The sequence below is a fragment of the Ruegeria sp. AA6 genome (assembly GCF_056542865.1).
This window is the reverse complement of record NZ_JBQGAN010000004.1, coordinates 82,636-101,479: the sequence shown is the minus strand read 5'-3', so window position 1 is coordinate 101,479 and position 18,844 is coordinate 82,636. Positions and strand designations below refer to the sequence as shown.

The window sequence follows — 18,844 nt, the reverse complement described above, 5'->3', positions numbered from 1 at the left end:
CGATGAGTACCTAGGTGGTTCTCGCCCCTAGCGTTCAGGCAATTCCCTCATAGATTTTTGCAACTTTCGTAACTGCGGCCTCAGGGCTCAGCTCTTCGCTTTCGCCCGTGCGGCGACAAGTCAGCTCAACGACGCCGTTATTCAAACCACGCGGCCCAACAGTAATACGCCACGGCAAACCGATCAGGTCCATTGTGGCAAACTTGCCCCCTGCCCGTTCATTCCGGTCGTCGTACAGCGGCTCAAGCCCAAGCGCCGTCAGCGCGCCATAAATTTTGTCACACGCTGCGTCGGCCTCGTCATCGCCTTGCTTCAGGTTCACAATACCGCAATGGAACGGGGTTACGCCCTCGGGCCAGATGATGCCTTTGTCATCATGGCTGGCCTCGATGATCGCGCCAACCAGACGGCTGACGCCGATACCGTGGCTACCCATATGAACCGGAACCGGCTTGCCATCGGGGCCTTGCACGGTTGCGCCCAACGGTTCGGAATACTTGGTGCCGAAATAGAAAATCTGCCCCACTTCGATCCCGCGGGCCACACGGCGACGCTCTTCGGGAATCTGGTTAAATAGCGCCTCGTCATGCGTTTCATCAGTGCGGGCGTATTTCGAGGTGAACTCCTCCAAAATAGCCTGACACTGCTCGCGGCTGTCAAAATCAATCTCGCGGTCACCAAAGGTCAGGTCGGTGACGGCGCTGTCATAGAACACCTCGGATTCACCAGTGTCGGCCAGCACCAGGAATTCATGCGTATCGTCGCCCCCGATAGGACCGGAATCGGCGCGCATAGGGATGGCTTGCAGGCCCATGCGTTCGTAGGTGCGTAGATAGCTGACCAAATGGCGGTTATAGGCGTGCAGCGCGTCTTCCTTGGTCAGGTCGAAATTGTAGCCATCCTTCATCAGGAATTCGCGCCCCCGCATCACGCCGAAACGCGGGCGGATTTCGTCACGGAACTTCCATTGTATTTGGTAGAGCGTCAGCGGCAGGTCTTTATAGCTGTTGACGTGGCCGCGGAAGATATCGGTCACCAATTCCTCGGCCGTAGGCGTATACAGCATGTCACGACCGTGGCGGTCCTGCATACGCAGCATTTCCTGACCGTAATCATCGTACCGACCGGATTCGCGCCACAGGTCAGCCGATTGCAGAACCGGCATCTGGATCGCGATGTGACCGGCCTTGGCCTGTTCTTCGTGCACAATGTTTTCCAGCTTGCGCAGGACTTTGAAGCCCAGGGGCAACCAGGAATAAATCCCTGCGGCGGCCTGCTTGATCATCCCGGCACGCAGCATCAGCCGGTGGCTGACGATCTGGGCCTCGGAGGGGTTTTCCTTGAGAACGGGCAGAAAGTAACGGCTGAGGCGCATTTTGAACCTTTAAAGGTGAATTTGAACGTTAAAAGGTGCTTATGCCAAAGGCCCGCCGGGGGCAATCGGCCTTTGGTTATTTTGCGACCTCGGATCGGTCGGATTTTTGATTGACCCGCCAGTCAGGGTTTTAAATTGTGACAGAAATGTAAAACCCATGAGGCGCCGATGCAGACCATTCAGGAACCCGCCCGTCACATCCCTGTCGTTCACCAAACAGACGTTCTGGTCGTAGGTTCTGGCCCCGCCGGGCTTGCGGCTGCGCTGGCAGCGGCGCGTGCAGGGGCCGAGGTATCTCTGGTCGATCGCTTCGGCTGCATGGGCGGCAACATTACCGCCGTTGGGGTCGAGGGCTTCGCGTGGTATCGCCACGAACAGACGGTTGAGGCCGGGGGCATTGGCATGGAGTTCGAAAGCCGCGCCAAGGACATGGGCGCAGCGGTGCCGGAAAGCCAATCACTCAGCTATGAGTTGGACAGCGAAGGGTTCAAACTGGTGGCCGACAAATTGGTCGAAGAGGCCGGCGTGCATCCGATGCTGCACCGACAGTTCGTCGCTCCAATCATGGAGGGCGATCGGATCACCGGCATCATCACCGAATCCAAGGCGGGACGAGAGGCGATCCTTGCGAAGGTGGTGATCGACGCCACCGGGGACGCCGATGTCGCCCACCGCGCTGGTGCTCCAACCCACAAGACACCGCGCGAGGATATGATGGCCGCCTCGGTCATGTTCCATCTGGCCGGCGTCGACAAACGCGCCTTTATGGAAGGCGTCAAGGCCGACCCGCAGACTTACAAAGACTGGGGCGGCGGCGGTGAATGGAACATCGAGACCTCGGGCAAAGAGGACGACATGTTCTCACCCTTTGTCCACAAACCGTTCCAGCAGGCGATTGATCAGGGGCTGATCCCACCGCATCTGAACACCATTGCCGGCACATGGGGCGCGATGCATGACACGGGTGAGCTGACATACATGAACCTGATCCACCTGGCCGAGATTGACGGGACCGACCCCGACAGCCTGACCCGTGGTGAGATCGAGGGGCGCCGTCAAACCATGCTGGCCATCGAAGCGCTGCGCCGCTTCATGCCGGGTTGTGAAAACGCGCGACTGCGGAACTTTGGTATGACCATCGGCGTCCGCGACACCCGCAAGATCGACGCGGTCTACAACATGACCGAAAACGATGCCCGCCATCAGGGACGGTTCGAAGACACCATCGGCATCTACCCCGAATTCATTGACGGCTATGGCATCCTGATTTTGCCGACCACGGGACGGTATATGCAGGTGCCTTATCGTTCGATGCTACCCAAAGGGATCAAGGGCCTGCTGGTCGCGGGACGCTCGCACGGAGCGGACAAGGTGGCGCATGCTGCCACACGCAACATGGCGTGCTGTGCAGTTATGGGCCAGGGTGCCGGAATCGCGGCGGCGCTGTCGCTGAAAAGCAATCAGGACCTGCATGAACTGAACCTCGCCCCGGTTCATGCCGAACTCGACCGCCAAGGTGTCAGGATTCACTGATGGATCACATTCCCACTATCGATATCGCCCCTCTGCACGACCCGGCGCACCCGGATTATCGTCAGACAGTTCAGAAGGTGATGAATGCCTGCACCGAAATCGGGTTTCTGTCGATCGTCGGAACCGGCATTTCTCAGGATACTGTCACCGAGGTGCGATCCTGCGTGCAGGCCATCTTTGCAATAGAAGAAGGTGCCAAATGGGATCAGGCGATCACGCGTGAGAACTATCGTGGGTTTATCCCGATGGGGTTCTTCACGCCGAATGATGGGTCCGGCAACGCCGACAAATACGAAGGTTACAAGCTGCATTATGAGGTGACCAAAGACGCACCGATCCGAAGCGATTGCGCGCTTTATGGCCCGAATATCTGGCCGCCACAGGTGCCGGGCGCCCGCGGCACTATTCTTGACTATTGGTCCCAATTGGATCGAGTCGCGAACATGCTTTTGGGCGCACTCGAAATCGGCCTCGGGTTGCCTGACCGTCAGTTGCGCGACGCTTTCCGTGACTCGATGACCAACATGACCCTGCTGCACTACCCGCCACAAGCGCCGGATGAGGGCGGCTATGGCATCCACCCGCACAAGGACACGGACGCCCTCACCATCATTGCACCAGACCCTGTAGGCGGGCTTGAGGTACAAACCCGTCATGGCGGCTGGATCACGCCGGATTGTCCGCAGGGTGGGTTCATCGTCAATATCGGTGACATGCTGGAGCTGTGGTCGGGCGGGCGTTTGAAGTCCACACCGCACCGAGTGGTCAACCGCTCCGGTCGGGAACGCTATTCCTTTCCCTACTTCGCAGTGCCGCGACACGATGTTGTCGTCTCGCCCCTGTTGCCGCCCCTGCCCGGCTTTGATCGCCCCTCTGTCCACTGCGGCCATTGGTCGGCCGAGATATGGCGCACCAACTGGCCGGACGAAGCAGCCGATGACAATACCCCTGAACTGGGTACGCTCAACGACTAGCTGTCGGAATTCACCCGAGCCATGAAGCGCTTGCATCGCAGCGCTGCATAAGCGAAGAACACCAGCAAGAGCCAAAAACAAGAGGACAGCCATGGCTTTGCCGGTGAAGGATCAGCTCAGGTACTGGGGGATTGCCGCAGCGGTCTTTGTGCTGCTGCTTTGGGCTCTTGGCGATGTTTTACTGCCTTTCGTGATCGGTGGGGCAATTGCCTATTTCCTTGATCCGATAGCCGACAGATTGGAGAACCTTGGCCTATCTCGCATGGCGGCGACCGGGATCATCACTATCGCGGGTGTTCTCGGTTTTGTTTTGGTCATTCTGATGGTCGTACCGGCCCTGGTGACGCAGCTGATTGATCTGCTCGACGTTCTGCCCAGCCTGTTCAAAGAACTGCGGGGGTTCGTCGAAAAGCAGTTTCCGTCGCTGCTGGACCGTGAATCCAGCTCACATCAGGCACTGGTGTCGTTGGGCGAAACGCTGCAATCCAAAACCGGAGACGTACTGCAATCACTCGCTGCCTCTCTGGGTTCAGCTATTAACGTCGTGGTACTAATGGTGATCGTTCCCGTTGTGGCTGTCTACCTGCTGCTGGACTGGGACCGCATGATCGCCCGTATAGGAGAGCTGCTGCCGCGCGATCATGCCCCGACTATCAAACGTCTGGCGGGCGAAATTGACGACGTTTTAGCCTCGTTCGTGCGCGGCATGGGGACCGTCTGTCTGATCCTGGGCACATACTATGCCGTCGCGCTGATGATCGTTGGCCTGCAATTCGGCCTGATCGTCGGCTTCATTGCAGGACTGGTCACTTTTATACCGTACCTCGGAGCCCTGATAGGCGGTACGCTGGCGATTGGTCTTGCCCTGTTCCAGTTCTGGGGCGATTGGGTGCACATCGGTCTGGTCGCGGGTATTTTTGCGCTCGGTCAGGTGACAGAAGGCAACTTTCTAACCCCCAAGCTGGTCGGCAACTCAGTCGGGCTGCACCCGGTCTGGCTGCTGCTGGCTTTGTCAGTCTTTGGCGCTTTGTTCGGGTTCGTAGGCATGCTGGTTGCTGTACCCGTCGCCGCCGCGTTGGGCGTGGTGGCACGGTTCCTGACTTCAATCTATCTGGACAGCCGCCTCTACACTGGCCTAGACGGGCTGAAACAGGAAGACGAATAAATGGCCCAACAGCTGAGCTTTGATCTTCCGGCGAAGACCGCGCTGGGGCGTGAGGATTTCTATGTCTCACCCGCCAATGCGCTGGCCGTTGCGATGATCTCGGCGACCTCCTGGCCCGGCAACAAACTGGTGCTCAGCGGCCCGGCCGGGTCAGGCAAGACGCACCTAGCCCATGTCTGGGCAGGCGAAACTGGTGGTCGCATCATTCAGGCCCGTGATGTCCGGTATGACGCCGTTCCCGAACTGGCCCGCACCCCGATTGCAGTCGAAGACGTGCCGATGGTCGCCAGCGATCCAGAGCAGCAGAAAACCCTGTTCCACCTGCACAATCTGGTATTGGCCGAGGGGCATGCCCTGTTGATGACCGGACGGCTGGCTCCGAAGCTTTGGGAGCTGCCACTGCCCGACCTGCAAAGCCGGATCGAAGGGGCGCATCACGTGGCGCTTGACCCGCCCGATGACGCGTTGTTGGGGGCTGTTCTGGCCAAGCTGTTCGTTGACCGCCAGCTGAACCCCGGCCCGGACGTGATTGCGTATCTTGTCAAGCACATGGATCGACGTTTTGAAACCGCGGCCGAGGTGGTTGAGCGGCTGGATCATCTGGCCCTGTCCGAAAGACGCGAAATCACACGCTCTTTGGCCATCCGGGTTCTGAACCCGGACATGACAGATGTCACATCCAGTAATTGACCCACACCCGGCGATTTCGCATTCTGGCACCGGAATACCTGGAAGAGACATGGATCAGACCACAGCAACTGAAATCCCGGACTGGGGGCCTTTCGGAAAACCGTTGTTCGACGACCCCGAGGCCCGCGCCCTGTCGCGGGTAGGTGTGGTCGACGTCGGATCAAACTCGGTCCGGATGGTGATCTTTGACGGGGCTGCACGGTCTCCGGCCTATTTCTTCAACGAAAAAGTGATGTGCGAACTGGGTGCTGGCCTCTCTGAGACCGGGCGGCTGAACCCGCGCGGTCAAGAACGGGCGCTGGCCGCACTGCGCCGATTCCGGCGGCTTGCCGATGATCTGGGACTGCCGGGCCTGCATGTCGTTGCAACAGCGGCTGTACGAGAAGCCAAGGATGGGCCGGAGTTCTGTGACAAGGTTCATGCAGAAACCGGGCTGACCGTACAGGTCATCGACGGCGGAGAAGAGGCCCGCTTGTCAGCCCAAGGCGTGTTGCTGGGCTGGCCCGGCGCCTATGGCCTGATCTGCGACATCGGCGGTTCGTCCATGGAACTGGCCGAGATTGGTGAAGGAGAGGTCGGACGCCGTGTGACTTCGGCGTTAGGTCCACTGAAACTGCGCGATATCAAAGGCGGGCGGCGCGCCCGAAAGGCGCACATCAAGGCAACGATGGAAGAGTTGCGCGCCCAAATGGGGCCGCAGCGCGACCGGTTGTTTCTTGTGGGCGGTAGCTGGCGGGCCTTTGCCCGGCTGGACATGCTGCGCCGAGGCTACCCGCTGAACGTGCTGCATGAATACCGCATGACCAGAAAACAGGTACACGAAACCATCAAATTCATCGAAAAGGGTGATCCGGACAAGCTGCGCAGTCTGGCTGGCGTTTCCAGCTCTCGCATGTCGCTAATCCCCTACGCAATGGATGTGTTGGCGCGGCTGATCCGCACCTTCAAACCCAAGGATATCGCGATCTCAAGCTATGGCATCCGCGAGGGATTGCTGTACGAACAAATGCCGCAAATCCTGCGCGACCGCGATCCTCTGATAGAATCCAGCCGGTTTTCCGAGGCGAAGGATGCTCGCCTGCCGGGCTTTGGCAAACACCTGTTCGAGTTTGTCATGCCGCTGTTCAAATCCGCCCCCGAGGCACGCGTTCGCCTGATCAAGGCCGCTTGCCTGCTGCACGACGTCAGTTGGCGCGCCCATCCCGATTACCGCGCTGAGGTCTGTTTCGACTATGTCACCCGCGCCAATTTGGGCGGCTTGAAACATTCCGAGCGGGTCTTCATCGGCCTTGCCCTGCAGCACCGGTACCGCAACAAACGCGAAGGCAACCGATTTGCGCCCCTGTATGAGCTTCTGGACGAAAAAGACCAGCAACAGGCCGAAATTCTGGGCAAGGCCATGCGGTTCGGTGCAATGCTTTGGATGCAAAACGATGCGGCCATGGGCACCCTGCGGTTCTATCCCAAAAAGCGCGAGCTTGAACTGCTGCTGCCGAAAGCCGGTCGTCCCTTGTTCAACGAAGTGGCCGAGTCCCGCCTGAACTCGCTGGCGAACGCGTTAAAATCCGAGATTCGCGTGATTGTCAGGGACTAGCCGTCAGATCTCCGTCGCGCCGTCGTCTTCGTCAGTCTGTTCCGGCGTCTCAGGCTGATCCTGCGGTGGTTTCTTGCGGATGATGATGTCACCATTGGGCAGCATCTCGGGCGCTTCATAAGCGCTCCAATCTTCGATCTCACCCGCCAGTTCAGCCAAAGCAGGCCCCATCTCTTCAAAGAACGACTGCATGGCCGGGCCAAACTGGCTTACCAGCCCCTGCAGGTCCTCCAGCGCGGGTTCCATTTCCTGCCGCAGCCCCTCAAAGAACAGTTCGGCCCCCTGCTCCATCAGGGATTTGCCGGTATCTTCTTCGGCATGAGCTGGCAGCGCCGACACAGCCGATAACGCGCAGATCGGAATAAGATGTTTCATGACAAGAATATAAGCCCTGCTCCGCAGTGATGAAAGGTCACAGCTCAATATCCAGCGTGACGGGAAAGTGGTCGGATGCAGTCAGCAAAGCCTGATGCAGGTCCGGTTCGTTCCGGCACGCTGCATCCTTGAATGGGTGCCAGATACGCCAGACCGGGCGGCGGGCACGCAGGTTGTCACTGACCATGATGTAATCCAGCAAGGCGTCGAGGTGCCCGTCTTTACGGACAAATCGGGCCGTTGAAGGTGCCGGTTCGGCCCCGTCAGCATGCGGATCGAGCAATCCCGCCTGCAGCAGAATTTCAACCGAGGACCGTCCGAACAGGTTTTCGAACTCATCCAAACCCGGCCCGTCGTTCAGGTCGCCCAACAGGATCACCTGCTCATCGGCCTCGATATGCGCACGTACGCGCCGCGACAGCCACACCGCCTGCGCCAGCTGTTTGCGGCGGTTCGCGATCGAGATGCGGATCGCTTCGTCTCGTGAGCCTGCCCCATGAGGCGCCTTTGACTTCAGATGCGCGCCAATCAGGCGAACCTGCGCGCCGTCACGCGTTTCTACCGCCAACTCCATCGGAGGTTTGGAAAAGCGCACATGATCTTCAGTCGCGTCTATATCGAGGTCGATATGAAACGCATTATCAAACTGCGGGGCCGATCTGTCGCCCGCAACCGGATCATGCCGCGCTGTCAGCGCATCAGGATCATAGAGCAGCGCCAGTTCCTGATGAGTATCGTTGGCGAAGCCCATCACCGCATGGGTGGTGCGCAGATCGAACGCCTCGGCAAAGTTCTGCAACGCGCGGATGGTGTCCTGAGATTTCCCGGAATTGGGGGCTTCGACGATCAGGATCGCATCCGCGTCAACTGCCGTCAGAACTTTGGCGATGGCCTCAACCTGTTGCGCTTTGGTGATGTCGTGACGACCTGACCAGCTGTCATCGACTATCAGATTGTCGTTGCGGTCAAACAGGTTGGCGAACCATTCGACGTTATAGGTCGCCAGACGCATCCCATCAGGCCCGCGCGCCGTTGATCTCATCCCAGGCGCGGTTGATGTCGATCATCTTCTTTTCGGCCAGTCGGATGGCTTCTTCGGGCACGCCGCGGGCCATCATTGCGTCCGGGTGGGTTTCACGCACCAGCCGCCGCCAGACCTTGCGGATATCGGGCAAAGGCATGTCACGCGGCACCCCAAGCACGGTATAGGGGTCTTTGGGTGCGTCCGGCACGAAACGTTCGCGCAGGGCCATGAACTGCGCTTCGGTCTGGCCGAAAATCCGGCTGACTTCCTCAAGAAACTCATTCTCATTCGGATGATAGAAACCATCGGCCATTGCGATGTGAAACAAACCTTCCATCAAATCGCAGAGGGTCGTGCTGTCATCGGCAAACATCCGGGCAATCTTTCGGGCATAGTCCTGATAGCCGGCAACGTCGGTACGGGCCATATCGAACACACGGGCCGCGCCCGCCTCATCCTCACGCGCGATCTGGAAAACATCACGAAAGGCGGTGACTTCGTCCCGCGTCACCTGCCCGTCAGCCTTGGCCATTTTGGCGCCCAACGCGATCACGGCAATCGCAAACGCAACCGAGCGTTCGGGCGGCGTGCGCAATTTCTCAAATACAGCCGTCAGGCTTTCGCCTTGAGCAAGCGCGCTTAGTGCGTCGGATATACGGGTCCAGATCGACATGAGGGCACCCTAGCGCCGGAATTCACAACTGTCAGGTGTGACTGATCACTCAGCGACAAGAATTTTCTGCATCAGCACAAGATCGAGCCGTTTTTCCCACTTGAAACCGACCTCGGGCATGCGGCCAACTTTTTTAAAACCCAATGCCGCGTGAAAGGCGATCGCATCGGGGTTTGCCGAGGATATCCCGGCCACCAAGACGTGAACGCCGTCTGCACGCGCGGCACACTCAAGCGCCGCCATCAAAGCCCGCCCCGCACCCTGACCGCGCGTGTTTTGGGCCAACTGGATTGTATGTTCGCGGCACTGGGCATAACCCGGTCCAGCACGAAACAGGCTATAGGTTGCGAACCCTTTCACCTGTCCGTCTATTTCCGCCACCTGAAAACCCGGCCCACGCGTTTCGATATCTGCGGCGATGCTTTCCACACTGCGCTCATCCGTGGTGAAAGTAACCAACGTATCACGGATGATCGTATTGGTGATTGCCGCGATTGCGGAGGCGTCCGCGATCTGAGCCTGTCGGATGATCATTCCAGCACGCGCGCACCGTGAGGCGTTTCAAACTCTGCCCGCAACGCGGCTGGCCCGGTGTCGAAAACCACGTGCTCCAGATCGCCCAACAGCCGCGCCAGTTCCAAAGCGTCAGGGTGAAACACCACCAAACGTTGCAAGCGACAACCGCTGTCCTGCAACATCCGTGCCGGGTGCAGATCGCCATGCCATTGGATCAGCGCCGGGAACAGGTTGTCAAACGGCAGCCGACCATTCGGAGGAACGGCCATTTGCCACCGCAGCGCGCCCCGGGCCAGGTCGATAGGCTGCCCCACACCGTCAGGGAAAACGGACAGCGAAGCCTCAATGTCCGAAACTCGGCAAATCCAGTTGGTCAGACGAGGCTGACCTGCAAATCGGTCAAGGTCGAACCACCGCGTGCGTTCCACATTCGGTGCCTGCGGGTCGATTGCGATGGCCTCCAGATACAGCCCGTCCCGCAAACCCAAAAGCCGGTTGTGCGTGCCAAAGGCCGCGTGCCTACCGCCATCCTGCAACGGCATCCCCAAGGCTTGCTCAATATGGGCAGAAGCTTCCTCGAGCGTTTCCCCAGCTACGGCCAGATGATCCAGTAACATATGCGCCCTCCGAACAAAACGACCAGACCCCGCAGGATCTGGTCGCATGTTTTCGTCAAAGTCTAGGGATCTCAAGGTTTTTTCTAAAAAAGACTTGGTTGGCGTCAGCCTTTTGCCTCACCGATCAGACGCAGGATGTCCTGCGCGGCTTCGGGGATATTGGTTCCCGGGCCAAAGATTGCTTTGACCCCGTGGTCATAGAGGAACTGGTAGTCCTGCTGCGGGATCACACCGCCACAGATCACGATGATATCCTCGGCCCCGGCCTTTTTCAGTTCTTCGACCAGTTGAGGCGCCAATGTTTTGTGCCCCGCGGCCTGAGAGGAAATCCCGACCACATGCACGTCATTGTCCACCGCGTCCTGCGCGGCCTCGGCAGGTGTCTGGAACAGAGAGCCCACATCCACATCAAAACCGATATCGGCAAAGGCCGTGGCGATGACCTTGGCGCCCCGGTCGTGACCGTCCTGTCCCATCTTGACGACCAACAGGCGGGGACGACGGCCCTCGGCCTCAGCGAAATCTTCGATGGATTTCTGAATTGCGGCAAAGCCTTCGTCACCCTCGTAGGCCGCACCATAAACGCCAGCCAAGGTTTTTACCTCGGCGCGGTGGCGGCCGAACTCTTTCTCCATTGCCATGCTGATCTCTCCTACGGATGCGCGGGCGCGGGCGGCCTCGACCGCAGCAGCCAGCAGGTTGCCGCCCTCACGGGCGGTGGTGGTCAGAGCGTCCAGCGCCTGTTGGCACGCGGCCTCGTCGCGGGTGGCCCGGATACGTTCCAGACGCGCGACCTGAGCCTCGCGCACGGCGACGTTGTCGACGTCCAGAATGTCGATCGGGTCTTCTTGTTCCTTGCGGTACTTGTTGACGCCGACGATCACCTCGTCGCCCCGGTCGATCATGGCCTGACGGCGTGCGGCGCTTTCCTCGATCCGCAGCTTGGGCATGCCCGAGGCAACGGCCTTGGTCATGCCGCCCATCTCCTCGACCTCTTCCATCAGCGCCCATGCCTTTTCGACCAGTTCATTGGTCAGGCTTTCGACGTAGTAAGACCCGGCCAGCGGATCGACCACATCGGTCACGCCGGTTTCTTCCTGCAGAACCAACTGCGTGTTGCGCGCGATGCGAGCCGAGAAATCGGTGGGCAGCGCAATTGCCTCGTCCAGAGCATTGGTGTGCAGCGATTGGGTGCCGCCCAGAACCGCACTCATCGCCTCATAAGCAGTGCGGATCACGTTGTTATAGGGGTCTTGTTCCTGCAACGACACGCCCGAGGTCTGGCAGTGCGTCCGCAACATCTTCGACCGTTCGGACTTCGCCCCGAACTCGGTCATCACGCGATGCCATAGGGTCCGGGCAGCGCGCAGCTTGGCAATCTCCATGAAGAAATTCATGCCAATGGCAAAGAAGAACGACAGACGGCCCGCGAACTTGTCCACGTCCATCCCGGCCTCGGTCGCGGCGCGCACATATTCGCGCCCATCCGCCAGCGTATAGGCCAGTTCCTGCACCAGGTTCGCGCCAGCCTCTTGCATGTGATAGCCTGAGATCGAGATCGAGTTGAATTTGGGCATCTCGTTCGATGTGTATTCGATGATGTCCGAGATGATCTTCATCGACGGTTCAGGCGGATAGATATAGGTGTTGCGTACCATGAACTCTTTCAGAATGTCGTTCTGAATGGTGCCGGACAACACGGACTTGTCGTGGCCCTGTTCTTCCCCTGCCACAATAAAACTCGCCAAAATCGGAACCACAGCGCCGTTCATCGTCATCGAGACCGAGACCTTGTCCAGCGGGATGCCATCAAACAGGATCTTCATGTCCTCGACACTGTCAATGGCCACACCGGCCTTGCCCACATCGCCCACCACGCGCGGGTGGTCGCTGTCATACCCGCGGTGCGTCGCCAGATCGAAAGCGACCGAGACACCCTGCTGACCGGCGGCCAGATTGCGGCGGTAGAAGGCGTTCGATTCCTCGGCCGTCGAAAAGCCTGCATATTGGCGGATCGTCCACGGACGACCCGCATACATCGTCGCCTTGACCCCACGCGTGAACGGCCCAAAGCCGGGCAGAGAGCCCATATGCGGCAGATCAGCAGTATCCTCTTGAGTATAGAGCGGTTTGACGTCGATGCCTTCCAGCGTTTCCTTGGTCAGGTCATTCAATCGGCGACCGCGCAGCTCTTTTTCGGCCAGCGCCTGCCAGTCCTTTTTGTCCGTCATAGCGTATTCCTCTCGTCGATCTTATCAGCGGGCATTTCCACACTGCGTTCTGTTTCCTGTCCAAGGCACAGCCGGGCCAGCCCATCGGCCCCCGATTCCAGCCAGGACAAATCATCTGCAAACTTCATCATCAGGCTCATTTCCTGAGCACTGTTTGGCCCTTGAAAGTCTTCGTTTCCATCCTTGTTGATCCACGCGCTCACCGCCTCTGACGGCACCGGGATATCAAGGATGCGGGCCAATTGCCGATCGGGCTGACCGGCGAATTCCTCAAAAGGCAACACCAACAACGGCACGTGCGGAAACGCAGCGTTTAGATCCGTGATGACGTCTCGCCAACTACGGGGGTGCTGCGCGACCTTCGGCCAGCGCATGTTTCCCCCAAATCTTCTCTTATTACGAACAGCATAGCCCGCGACCGAGGTCCAATAGGTGTTCAAAGCCCGGATATTCAGGGCAATCTTGGTCACGCGCCCGTCAAAGGCGTGGGACACCAGCCGCGCGCGCGATCCGGCATTGGGATAAAGCTCACCCTTGCTGAAATTCTCGGGCATCATACCCAGAAAATTCTCTTCGGTAACAATCAGGTGTTTGACGCCCTGTTCTTGGCATCGGTCCAGTTCACGCTGCAGCGTGGCATGGGTCTGGGGCGTCATGGACTTGAGCGCATGCAGACCCGTTTCTTGCGTTTTGTCGCGCCCCCAGACCGCAATACCTTTCTGGGCAAGCAATTGGGCGTTGTGGCGCAAATACTCCTGGAAGCTGGTGGTCGCGCAACGGTGGGCCCCAAAATGAATAGTGATGTCCATACGTCTAGCCCACCACACACACGCAAACCCGACCGCACGCGGTCGTTTTGAACACTTTTTTGAAAGCCACCTGCATTCCAATGGTCGCATTACCCAGAACAGAGGCTATATTCGACTCAACAGGAGGCCCCATGACACGAACGCTTGCCTTTGTTTTCTCGGCACTATTCCCGTTGGCCGCACTAGCCGCCGACGGTGCCGCACCGGCAGAAGACGAATTTGTCCGGCCCGTGGGCGACAGCGACCTAAGTGAGTTTCTCTGGGTCAACCGGCCCATTGTCGTCTTTGCAGACACACCCGCCGACCCGCGTTTCCAGCAGCAGATCGACATGTTGGTTGAGGGCGAAGCAGCGATGCGGGACCGCGATGTTGTCGTATTGACCGACACCGACCCGTCCGCGCGATCCCCGATCCGGTCACAGCTGCGGCCGCGCGGGTTCCAGATGGTGTTTGTCGACAAGGACGGCGTGGTGAAACTGCGCAAACCCTCCCCATGGAGCGTGCGTGAAATCGGCCGGTCCATCGACAAAACCCCCCTGCGCGAACGCGAGATCCGCGAACGGCGCGAGGGTGGTTGAACGCTTTCGCAACGCCCCATGACCCCAGAGCGGAACGCCGGGGACCTAAGGCGATATGACGAAAGCGCGGTCATGATCACTCGAACTCGATGATCACGTCATCCACGGCAAGGCTGTCGCCGGGGCCTGCGTTGATCTTGGCAACCACGCCTTTCTTTTCGGCACGCAGGATGTTTTCCATCTTCATCGCCTCGACGGTGCACAACGCCTGACCTTCCTGCACTTCCTGCCCCACTTCGACGTCGATTTTCACGATCAGGCCGGGCATCGGGCACAGCAGCATTTTCGAGGTATCAGGCGGCAGTTTCTCGGGCATCAGCCGAGCCAGTTCTGCCTGACGCGGACGGCGCACATGCACTTTCAAATCCGCACCCCGGTTGCGGATGCGAAACCCGCCCGAGATTTTTCCAACTTTCATGACCAGCGGGCTACCGTCCACATCGACGACGGCCAGTTGATCGCCCGGCGTCCAGTCAGAAGATACGCGCAGGGTTTCACCATCCGCAAATTTTACAGTCGCACCGTTCTTGTCGGCCTTTACTTTAACGTCAAATTCTTGCCCTTGCAGGGCAACGTTCCAGCGTTTTCCAACCTTGCGCTCGTGGTTGTCCATGCGGCCCGAAACACGCGTGCGGCGGATTTCGGCAACGCGGTACATGGCCGCGCAGGACGCAGCGATCCGACGCAGATCAGCTTCGGACAGCTCAACACCTTCGAAGCCGTCGGGATATTCCTCGGCAATGAAGGCGGTGGTCATGTCGCCGCTGATGAATTTCGGGTGGTCCATGACCGCCGACAGGAACGGCAGGTTGTGGCCAATGCCTTCAACTTCAAAGCTGTCCAACGCCACACGCATCGCTTCAATCGCTGCCTCACGAGTCGGCGCCCAGGTGCACAGCTTGGCGATCATCGGGTCATAATACATACTGATCTCGCCGCCTTCATAGACACCCGTATCGTTGCGCACGGCGGCCTCACCTTCGGGTGCATTCCCCTGCCACTTGCCGTTGACCAGCATAGGGCCTGCCGCAACCTCTTGCGGTGGGCGATAGCGGGTCAGACGGCCAATCGACGGCAAAAAGTTGCGATACGGGTCTTCGGCATACAGGCGGTTTTCGATGGCCCAACCGGTCAGGGTCACATCATCCTGCATAATCGTCAGTTTCTCACCTGCGGCAACGCGGATCATCTGTTCGACCAAGTCCACGCCGGTAATAAGCTCGGTGACCGGGTGTTCCACCTGCAGACGGGTGTTCATTTCCAGAAAATAAAAGTTCTTTTCACCATCTACGATGAATTCAACAGTACCTGCGCTGGCGTAGTTCACGGCCTTGGCCAATGCGACGGCCTGCTCACCCATCGCGCGACGGGTTTCTTCATCCAGGAACGGCGACGGCGCTTCTTCCACCACTTTCTGGTTCCGACGCTGAATCGAGCATTCACGTTCACCCAGATAAATCCCGTTGCCGTGGCTGTCGCACAGAACCTGAATTTCGATGTGACGCGGCTGGGTCACGAATTTCTCGATGAAAATCCGGTCATCTCCAAAAGAGTTCGCGGCCTCGTTCTTGGACGATTGGAACCCCTCGCGCGCTTCCTCGTCATTCCATGCGATCCGCATACCCTTACCACCGCCACCGGCGCTGGCCTTGATCATCACCGGATAGCCAATCTCGTTCGAAATCTTGACCGCCTCTTCGGCATCTTCGATCAGGCCCATATAGCCGGGCACGGTCGAAACACCGGCATCCTGAGCGATTTTCTTCGAAGTGATCTTGTCGCCCATCGCCTCGATCGCACCCTTCGGGGGGCCGACAAAAGCGACGCCTTCAGCCTCAAGCGCCTCGGCGAATTTGGCGTTTTCAGACAGGAAACCGTAACCGGGATGAACCGCCTGCGCGCCACTTTGGCGGATCGCATCCATCACCTTGTCAATCACAATATAGGACTGGTTCGCAGGCGGTGGGCCGATATGCACGGCTTCATCTGCCATCGAAACATGCAACGCCTGTCTGTCTGCGTCCGAATAGATGGCGACGGTGCCGATACCCATCTTGCGCGCGGTCTTGATGACGCGGCAGGCGATCTCACCCCGGTTGGCGATCAGGATCTTGTTGAACATGGAACGTCCTTTGTCTTGGTGTTCTGGAAACACAAAACGCCGCCGCTGGGCATGAACCCAACGACGGCGTTTTGCATGATGGCGGTTGGGGCGAAGGGCGCCCCGAAATTTACGTTAGTAGCAGTTTCTCTGCGTCTTGCAGAACAGCACGTTACCCGCGGCACCGACCGCAGCGCCAACGAACGGGTCGGCGCCCAAGACCGCGGAACCCAGCGCCCCTGCGCCGCCGCCAAGCAAGGCCTGTTCGCCGAACGAGTCGCCACAGCCCGCAAGCCCCGCGCAGGTCGCCACGGCAAGGAAGAATTTTGAGATTCGCATATGCTCTGCCCCTTTTGGTTTCTTGATGCTTTGACGGGCAAATGGAGTAAACGGGCGGTGTTATTCAATAACAGCCCCCACAATTCTGCACTTTGCGCAGATTTACGCCGTTCTAAGCGCAAATTACGCGCAAAGAAAAACGCGGGCAGGATTTTGTGAGTTTCACAAACCTGCCCGCGAAAGGAAGGGGTACGGAATAGTAGGTGCTTGTGCGGCGCAGGCAAAGTAGAGCCGCACGGCACGGTCAGATTGCACAGCGATATCGCCTCCGCAAACAAAGTATTGTTTTCTCCGAAATTTCCGGCTGGAAACCGCCCATCCAGCAAATCGCCGCGCAATTTCGTGCCGAAATCGTGCGCCGCCAGTGCGGTAGGCTCCGCGCCCGTGTCCGTCACATTGTTGTTACACAACCCTTTGCCGGCACAAATTTCTGCAGGTGCAACATCACAGTCCGAGGCGGTGAGCGCAGGGATATTTCTCTTCGCAAACCTATGGTTAACTGATCTGTTCACCCAGTCGTGAAATTGCTCGGCTTTTTGCGCACATTCGCTTGAGAAAAATAGCGTTTTATCTGCCGTTCTCGTGATTTCCCCCACTGACATTTGAGTGAAACCTTGCATGCGCACACTCGCACAAAAGGAACCACCCATATAAATATAAAGAGAAAAAAGGCAATTCTTCTTGCCGCATCTGCACTTAGTGCGACTAGCACGCTTGCATTTGCACAAGATGCCCAGACCCAGGCCGAGCTGGATGCTCTGCGCGCCCGGATTGAGGCACTTGAATCCGTGGGACCGGGCTCCACCCCCGGAGATTTCAGGATCGGCAACACCACTCTGGACGTCTATGGTTACGTCAAGGCCGACTTCTTTTATGACTTCGAATTCGATCAGGGTGACACCGCGTTCGTTAACGTGATTGGTGAACCGTCGGCCGCCACCAGTGGCACTTTCGGCGCCACAGCCCGCCAATCGCGGATCGGATTGCTGACAACCACGCCCAGTGCTCTTGGTGATATCGGTGGCCAGTTGGAATTGGACCTGTTTGGCTCGGGCGGCAGCGCGGAACTTCGCCTGCGGCACGCCAATATCCGTATCGGGGACAACTGGCTGATTGGTCAGTACTGGACCAACTTCCAACCACTGGATACCTACCCGACGTCGGTCGAATTCAATGGCCCCGTTGGCATCGCCTTCGCGCGCCAGCCGCAGGTGCGGTACACAAACAGTTTTGGAACCAACACGTCGTTTGGCGTTTCCGTTGAAGAGAACGTCGGCGGTTCCAATTCCAACGATCCGGTGCTGACGGCTTCGGCTGAATACAATGACAGCACTTATATCGCACGCGGTGCGCTGCTGTACGGCACAGCCGAGGGTGGTGGTGTTGAGGTCGACCAGACCGGCTTTACCCTTTCGGGCTCGGTTCGTCCCTGGGCCGGAGGGCTGTTTCAAGTGAACTACACCACCGGTGAGGCGCTTGGCCCCTATCTGATCGGTCTTGGTGATCCGGTCGTCGGCGGTGAAGCCAACGATGTGGACGGTTACACCATCGAACTCCGTCAGGATCTGGGTGAAAAGTGGAATGTCGGCTTCGCCTACGGCAAGGAAGACTATGACCTGCCCACATCCACCGGCACGCTCTCCTTCACCGAACTTGAGACGGTCCACGTCAATGCCTTCTATCAGGCGACGGAAACGCTGACGCTGAGCGCCGAGTACATTTTTGGCGAGCGGAACGACGCGACGACCGGCGATACGTTCGACGGCAACCGTGTTCAGGTTGCTGCTCAGTTGAATTTCTGACCGCACATCCCAGCCCTGCCCGTTCTCGGGCAGGGTTTTTTCCGAAGCTTTCCCCGGATGGAAATGTGCGACAGCGGCCATCACAGGTCAGCGCCCCCCATCGAAGATATCGGGAAACGACATCCGCGCCGCATCCGGATCAATCACCAGCAACGCGTCATAACTGGCCGCGTCAAACGGGTCCTCTGCTGGCAGAACTTCGCGCTCGAACAGCCAGCTTAGTCGGCCAGCGTCCAGATTGCCGCGCTCGAAAGGCTGATCCCCAAAGTGCTGCCACAGCGCCTCCATGAACGCCGCATCTGCGCGGCGATCAGCGGGTTTGCGATCACGGAACCGCTCGCGCCGGGTGATCGGCGTGACGCCCTTGGGATTGGCACGGCGGATGGTGAATTGAAAATCGGTTCCAGGCAAACGTCCGGGAAATCCACGGTGCTTTAGCATGGCAGCA

18 protein-coding genes are annotated in these 18,844 nt (G+C 58.7%); 7 read left to right on the top strand and 11 right to left on the bottom strand.

What is annotated here, in order from left to right; translation table 11 throughout:
• Window positions 1-34: 34 nt before the first annotated feature.
• Window positions 35-1,375 (bottom strand): proline--tRNA ligase, encoded by a 1,341-nt coding sequence (gene proS, locus ACR0LN_RS07745; RefSeq protein WP_480428842.1) that lies wholly within the window; start codon window positions 1,373-1,375, stop codon window positions 35-37.
• A gap of 168 nt (window positions 1,376-1,543) precedes the next feature.
• On the opposite strand from proS, the gene ACR0LN_RS07740 reads away from it, so the two are divergent.
• From ACR0LN_RS07740 to ACR0LN_RS07720, 5 genes are all read left to right on the top strand, one after another.
• Window positions 1,544-2,908 carry an FAD-dependent oxidoreductase gene (locus tag ACR0LN_RS07740; protein ID WP_480428840.1) on the top strand — a complete coding sequence of 455 codons (1,365 nt, stop codon included), beginning with the start codon at window positions 1,544-1,546 and terminating at the stop codon, window positions 2,906-2,908.
• Complete coding sequence (locus tag ACR0LN_RS07735) at window positions 2,908-3,882, top strand: isopenicillin N synthase family dioxygenase (RefSeq protein WP_480428839.1); 975 nt, start codon at window positions 2,908-2,910, stop codon at window positions 3,880-3,882. Before ACR0LN_RS07740 ends, ACR0LN_RS07735 begins: the two co-directional genes overlap by 1 nt.
• Window positions 3,883-3,973: 91 nt before the next feature.
• Complete coding sequence (locus tag ACR0LN_RS07730) at window positions 3,974-5,047, top strand: AI-2E family transporter (RefSeq protein WP_480428838.1); 1,074 nt, start codon at window positions 3,974-3,976, stop codon at window positions 5,045-5,047.
• Window positions 5,048-5,737: a P-loop NTPase family protein gene (locus tag ACR0LN_RS07725; protein ID WP_480428837.1), complete on the top strand. Its 690-nt coding sequence runs from the start codon at window positions 5,048-5,050 to the stop codon at window positions 5,735-5,737.
• A gap of 49 nt (window positions 5,738-5,786) precedes the next feature.
• The gene (locus ACR0LN_RS07720) at window positions 5,787-7,331 is read left to right on the top strand and encodes a Ppx/GppA family phosphatase (protein ID WP_480428836.1); all 1,545 of its coding nucleotides are present in this window, start codon (window positions 5,787-5,789) and stop codon (window positions 7,329-7,331) included.
• A 3-nt stretch (window positions 7,332-7,334) separates the two neighbouring features.
• Here ACR0LN_RS07720 and ACR0LN_RS07715 read toward each other — a convergent pair whose 3' ends face one another.
• The 7 genes from ACR0LN_RS07715 to ACR0LN_RS07685 form a co-directional block, all read right to left on the bottom strand.
• Window positions 7,335-7,706 carry a hypothetical protein gene (locus ACR0LN_RS07715; RefSeq protein ID WP_480428835.1) on the bottom strand — a complete coding sequence of 124 codons (372 nt, stop codon included), beginning with the start codon at window positions 7,704-7,706 and terminating at the stop codon, window positions 7,335-7,337.
• Between the two features lie 37 nt (window positions 7,707-7,743).
• Window positions 7,744-8,718 carry an endonuclease/exonuclease/phosphatase family protein gene (locus ACR0LN_RS07710; protein ID WP_480429065.1) on the bottom strand — a complete coding sequence of 325 codons (975 nt, stop codon included), beginning with the start codon at window positions 8,716-8,718 and terminating at the stop codon, window positions 7,744-7,746.
• A gap of 4 nt (window positions 8,719-8,722) precedes the next feature.
• Window positions 8,723-9,403, bottom strand: a complete 681-nt coding sequence (locus tag ACR0LN_RS07705; protein WP_480428834.1) for a TerB family tellurite resistance protein — start codon at window positions 9,401-9,403, stop codon at window positions 8,723-8,725.
• Window positions 9,404-9,448: 45 nt separating this feature from the next.
• Window positions 9,449-9,937, bottom strand: a complete 489-nt coding sequence (locus ACR0LN_RS07700) for an N-acetyltransferase family protein (RefSeq protein ID WP_480428833.1) — start codon at window positions 9,935-9,937, stop codon at window positions 9,449-9,451.
• Window positions 9,934-10,536 carry a VOC family protein gene (locus ACR0LN_RS07695; protein ID WP_480428831.1) on the bottom strand — a complete coding sequence of 201 codons (603 nt, stop codon included), beginning with the start codon at window positions 10,534-10,536 and terminating at the stop codon, window positions 9,934-9,936. Before ACR0LN_RS07695 ends, ACR0LN_RS07700 begins: the two co-directional genes overlap by 4 nt.
• Window positions 10,537-10,640: 104 nt before the next feature.
• Window positions 10,641-12,767 (bottom strand): methylmalonyl-CoA mutase, encoded by a 2,127-nt coding sequence (gene scpA / locus ACR0LN_RS07690; RefSeq protein ID WP_480428830.1) that lies wholly within the window; start codon window positions 12,765-12,767, stop codon window positions 10,641-10,643.
• Window positions 12,764-13,576, bottom strand: coding sequence for a hypothetical protein (locus tag ACR0LN_RS07685; protein WP_480428828.1), 813 nt, complete (start codon window positions 13,574-13,576; stop codon window positions 12,764-12,766). Before ACR0LN_RS07685 ends, scpA begins: the two co-directional genes overlap by 4 nt.
• 131 nt (window positions 13,577-13,707) lie before the next feature.
• Between ACR0LN_RS07685 and ACR0LN_RS07680 the strand changes: the two genes are divergently transcribed.
• Window positions 13,708-14,154 (top strand): DUF4174 domain-containing protein, encoded by a 447-nt coding sequence (locus ACR0LN_RS07680; RefSeq protein WP_480428827.1) that lies wholly within the window; start codon window positions 13,708-13,710, stop codon window positions 14,152-14,154.
• Window positions 14,155-14,230: 76 nt separating this feature from the next.
• On the opposite strand, the gene ACR0LN_RS07675 is transcribed toward ACR0LN_RS07680, so the two are convergent.
• Complete coding sequence (locus ACR0LN_RS07675) at window positions 14,231-16,276, bottom strand: acetyl-CoA carboxylase biotin carboxylase subunit (RefSeq protein WP_480428825.1); 2,046 nt, start codon at window positions 16,274-16,276, stop codon at window positions 14,231-14,233.
• Between the two features lie 114 nt (window positions 16,277-16,390).
• Window positions 16,391-16,594, bottom strand: coding sequence for a hypothetical protein (locus tag ACR0LN_RS07670; protein WP_480428823.1), 204 nt, complete (start codon window positions 16,592-16,594; stop codon window positions 16,391-16,393).
• A 788-nt stretch (window positions 16,595-17,382) separates the two neighbouring features.
• Between ACR0LN_RS07670 and ACR0LN_RS07665 the strand changes: the two genes are divergently transcribed.
• Window positions 17,383-18,396, top strand: coding sequence for a DcaP family trimeric outer membrane transporter (locus ACR0LN_RS07665; RefSeq protein ID WP_480428821.1), 1,014 nt, complete (start codon window positions 17,383-17,385; stop codon window positions 18,394-18,396).
• 87 nt (window positions 18,397-18,483) lie between these two features.
• Here ACR0LN_RS07665 and ACR0LN_RS07660 read toward each other — a convergent pair whose 3' ends face one another.
• Window positions 18,484-18,837: a hypothetical protein gene (locus ACR0LN_RS07660; RefSeq protein WP_480429064.1), complete on the bottom strand. Its 354-nt coding sequence runs from the start codon at window positions 18,835-18,837 to the stop codon at window positions 18,484-18,486.
• Window positions 18,838-18,844 lie beyond the last annotated feature (7 nt).

What these genes read in the sequence shown, in the direction of transcription:
- proS (WP_480428842.1), bottom strand. Translation starts at nt 1,375, where the DNA reads ATGCGCCTCAGCCGTTACTTTCTGCCCGTTCTCAAGGAAAACCCCTCC.
- ACR0LN_RS07740 (WP_480428840.1), top strand. Translation starts at nt 1,544, where the DNA reads ATGCAGACCATTCAGGAACCCGCCCGTCACATCCCTGTCGTTCACCAA.
- ACR0LN_RS07735 (WP_480428839.1), top strand. Translation starts at nt 2,908, where the DNA reads ATGGATCACATTCCCACTATCGATATCGCCCCTCTGCACGACCCGGCG.
- ACR0LN_RS07730 (WP_480428838.1), top strand. Translation starts at nt 3,974, where the DNA reads ATGGCTTTGCCGGTGAAGGATCAGCTCAGGTACTGGGGGATTGCCGCA.
- ACR0LN_RS07725 (WP_480428837.1), top strand. Translation starts at nt 5,048, where the DNA reads ATGGCCCAACAGCTGAGCTTTGATCTTCCGGCGAAGACCGCGCTGGGG.
- ACR0LN_RS07720 (WP_480428836.1), top strand. Translation starts at nt 5,787, where the DNA reads ATGGATCAGACCACAGCAACTGAAATCCCGGACTGGGGGCCTTTCGGA.
- ACR0LN_RS07715 (WP_480428835.1), bottom strand. Translation starts at nt 7,706, where the DNA reads ATGAAACATCTTATTCCGATCTGCGCGTTATCGGCTGTGTCGGCGCTG.
- ACR0LN_RS07710 (WP_480429065.1), bottom strand. Translation starts at nt 8,718, where the DNA reads ATGCGTCTGGCGACCTATAACGTCGAATGGTTCGCCAACCTGTTTGAC.
- ACR0LN_RS07705 (WP_480428834.1), bottom strand. Translation starts at nt 9,403, where the DNA reads ATGTCGATCTGGACCCGTATATCCGACGCACTAAGCGCGCTTGCTCAA.
- ACR0LN_RS07700 (WP_480428833.1), bottom strand. Translation starts at nt 9,937, where the DNA reads ATGATCATCCGACAGGCTCAGATCGCGGACGCCTCCGCAATCGCGGCA.
- ACR0LN_RS07695 (WP_480428831.1), bottom strand. Translation starts at nt 10,536, where the DNA reads ATGTTACTGGATCATCTGGCCGTAGCTGGGGAAACGCTCGAGGAAGCT.
- scpA (WP_480428830.1), bottom strand. Translation starts at nt 12,767, where the DNA reads ATGACGGACAAAAAGGACTGGCAGGCGCTGGCCGAAAAAGAGCTGCGC.
- ACR0LN_RS07685 (WP_480428828.1), bottom strand. Translation starts at nt 13,576, where the DNA reads ATGGACATCACTATTCATTTTGGGGCCCACCGTTGCGCGACCACCAGC.
- ACR0LN_RS07680 (WP_480428827.1), top strand. Translation starts at nt 13,708, where the DNA reads ATGACACGAACGCTTGCCTTTGTTTTCTCGGCACTATTCCCGTTGGCC.
- ACR0LN_RS07675 (WP_480428825.1), bottom strand. Translation starts at nt 16,276, where the DNA reads ATGTTCAACAAGATCCTGATCGCCAACCGGGGTGAGATCGCCTGCCGC.
- ACR0LN_RS07670 (WP_480428823.1), bottom strand. Translation starts at nt 16,594, where the DNA reads ATGCGAATCTCAAAATTCTTCCTTGCCGTGGCGACCTGCGCGGGGCTT.
- ACR0LN_RS07660 (WP_480429064.1), bottom strand. Translation starts at nt 18,837, where the DNA reads ATGCTAAAGCACCGTGGATTTCCCGGACGTTTGCCTGGAACCGATTTT.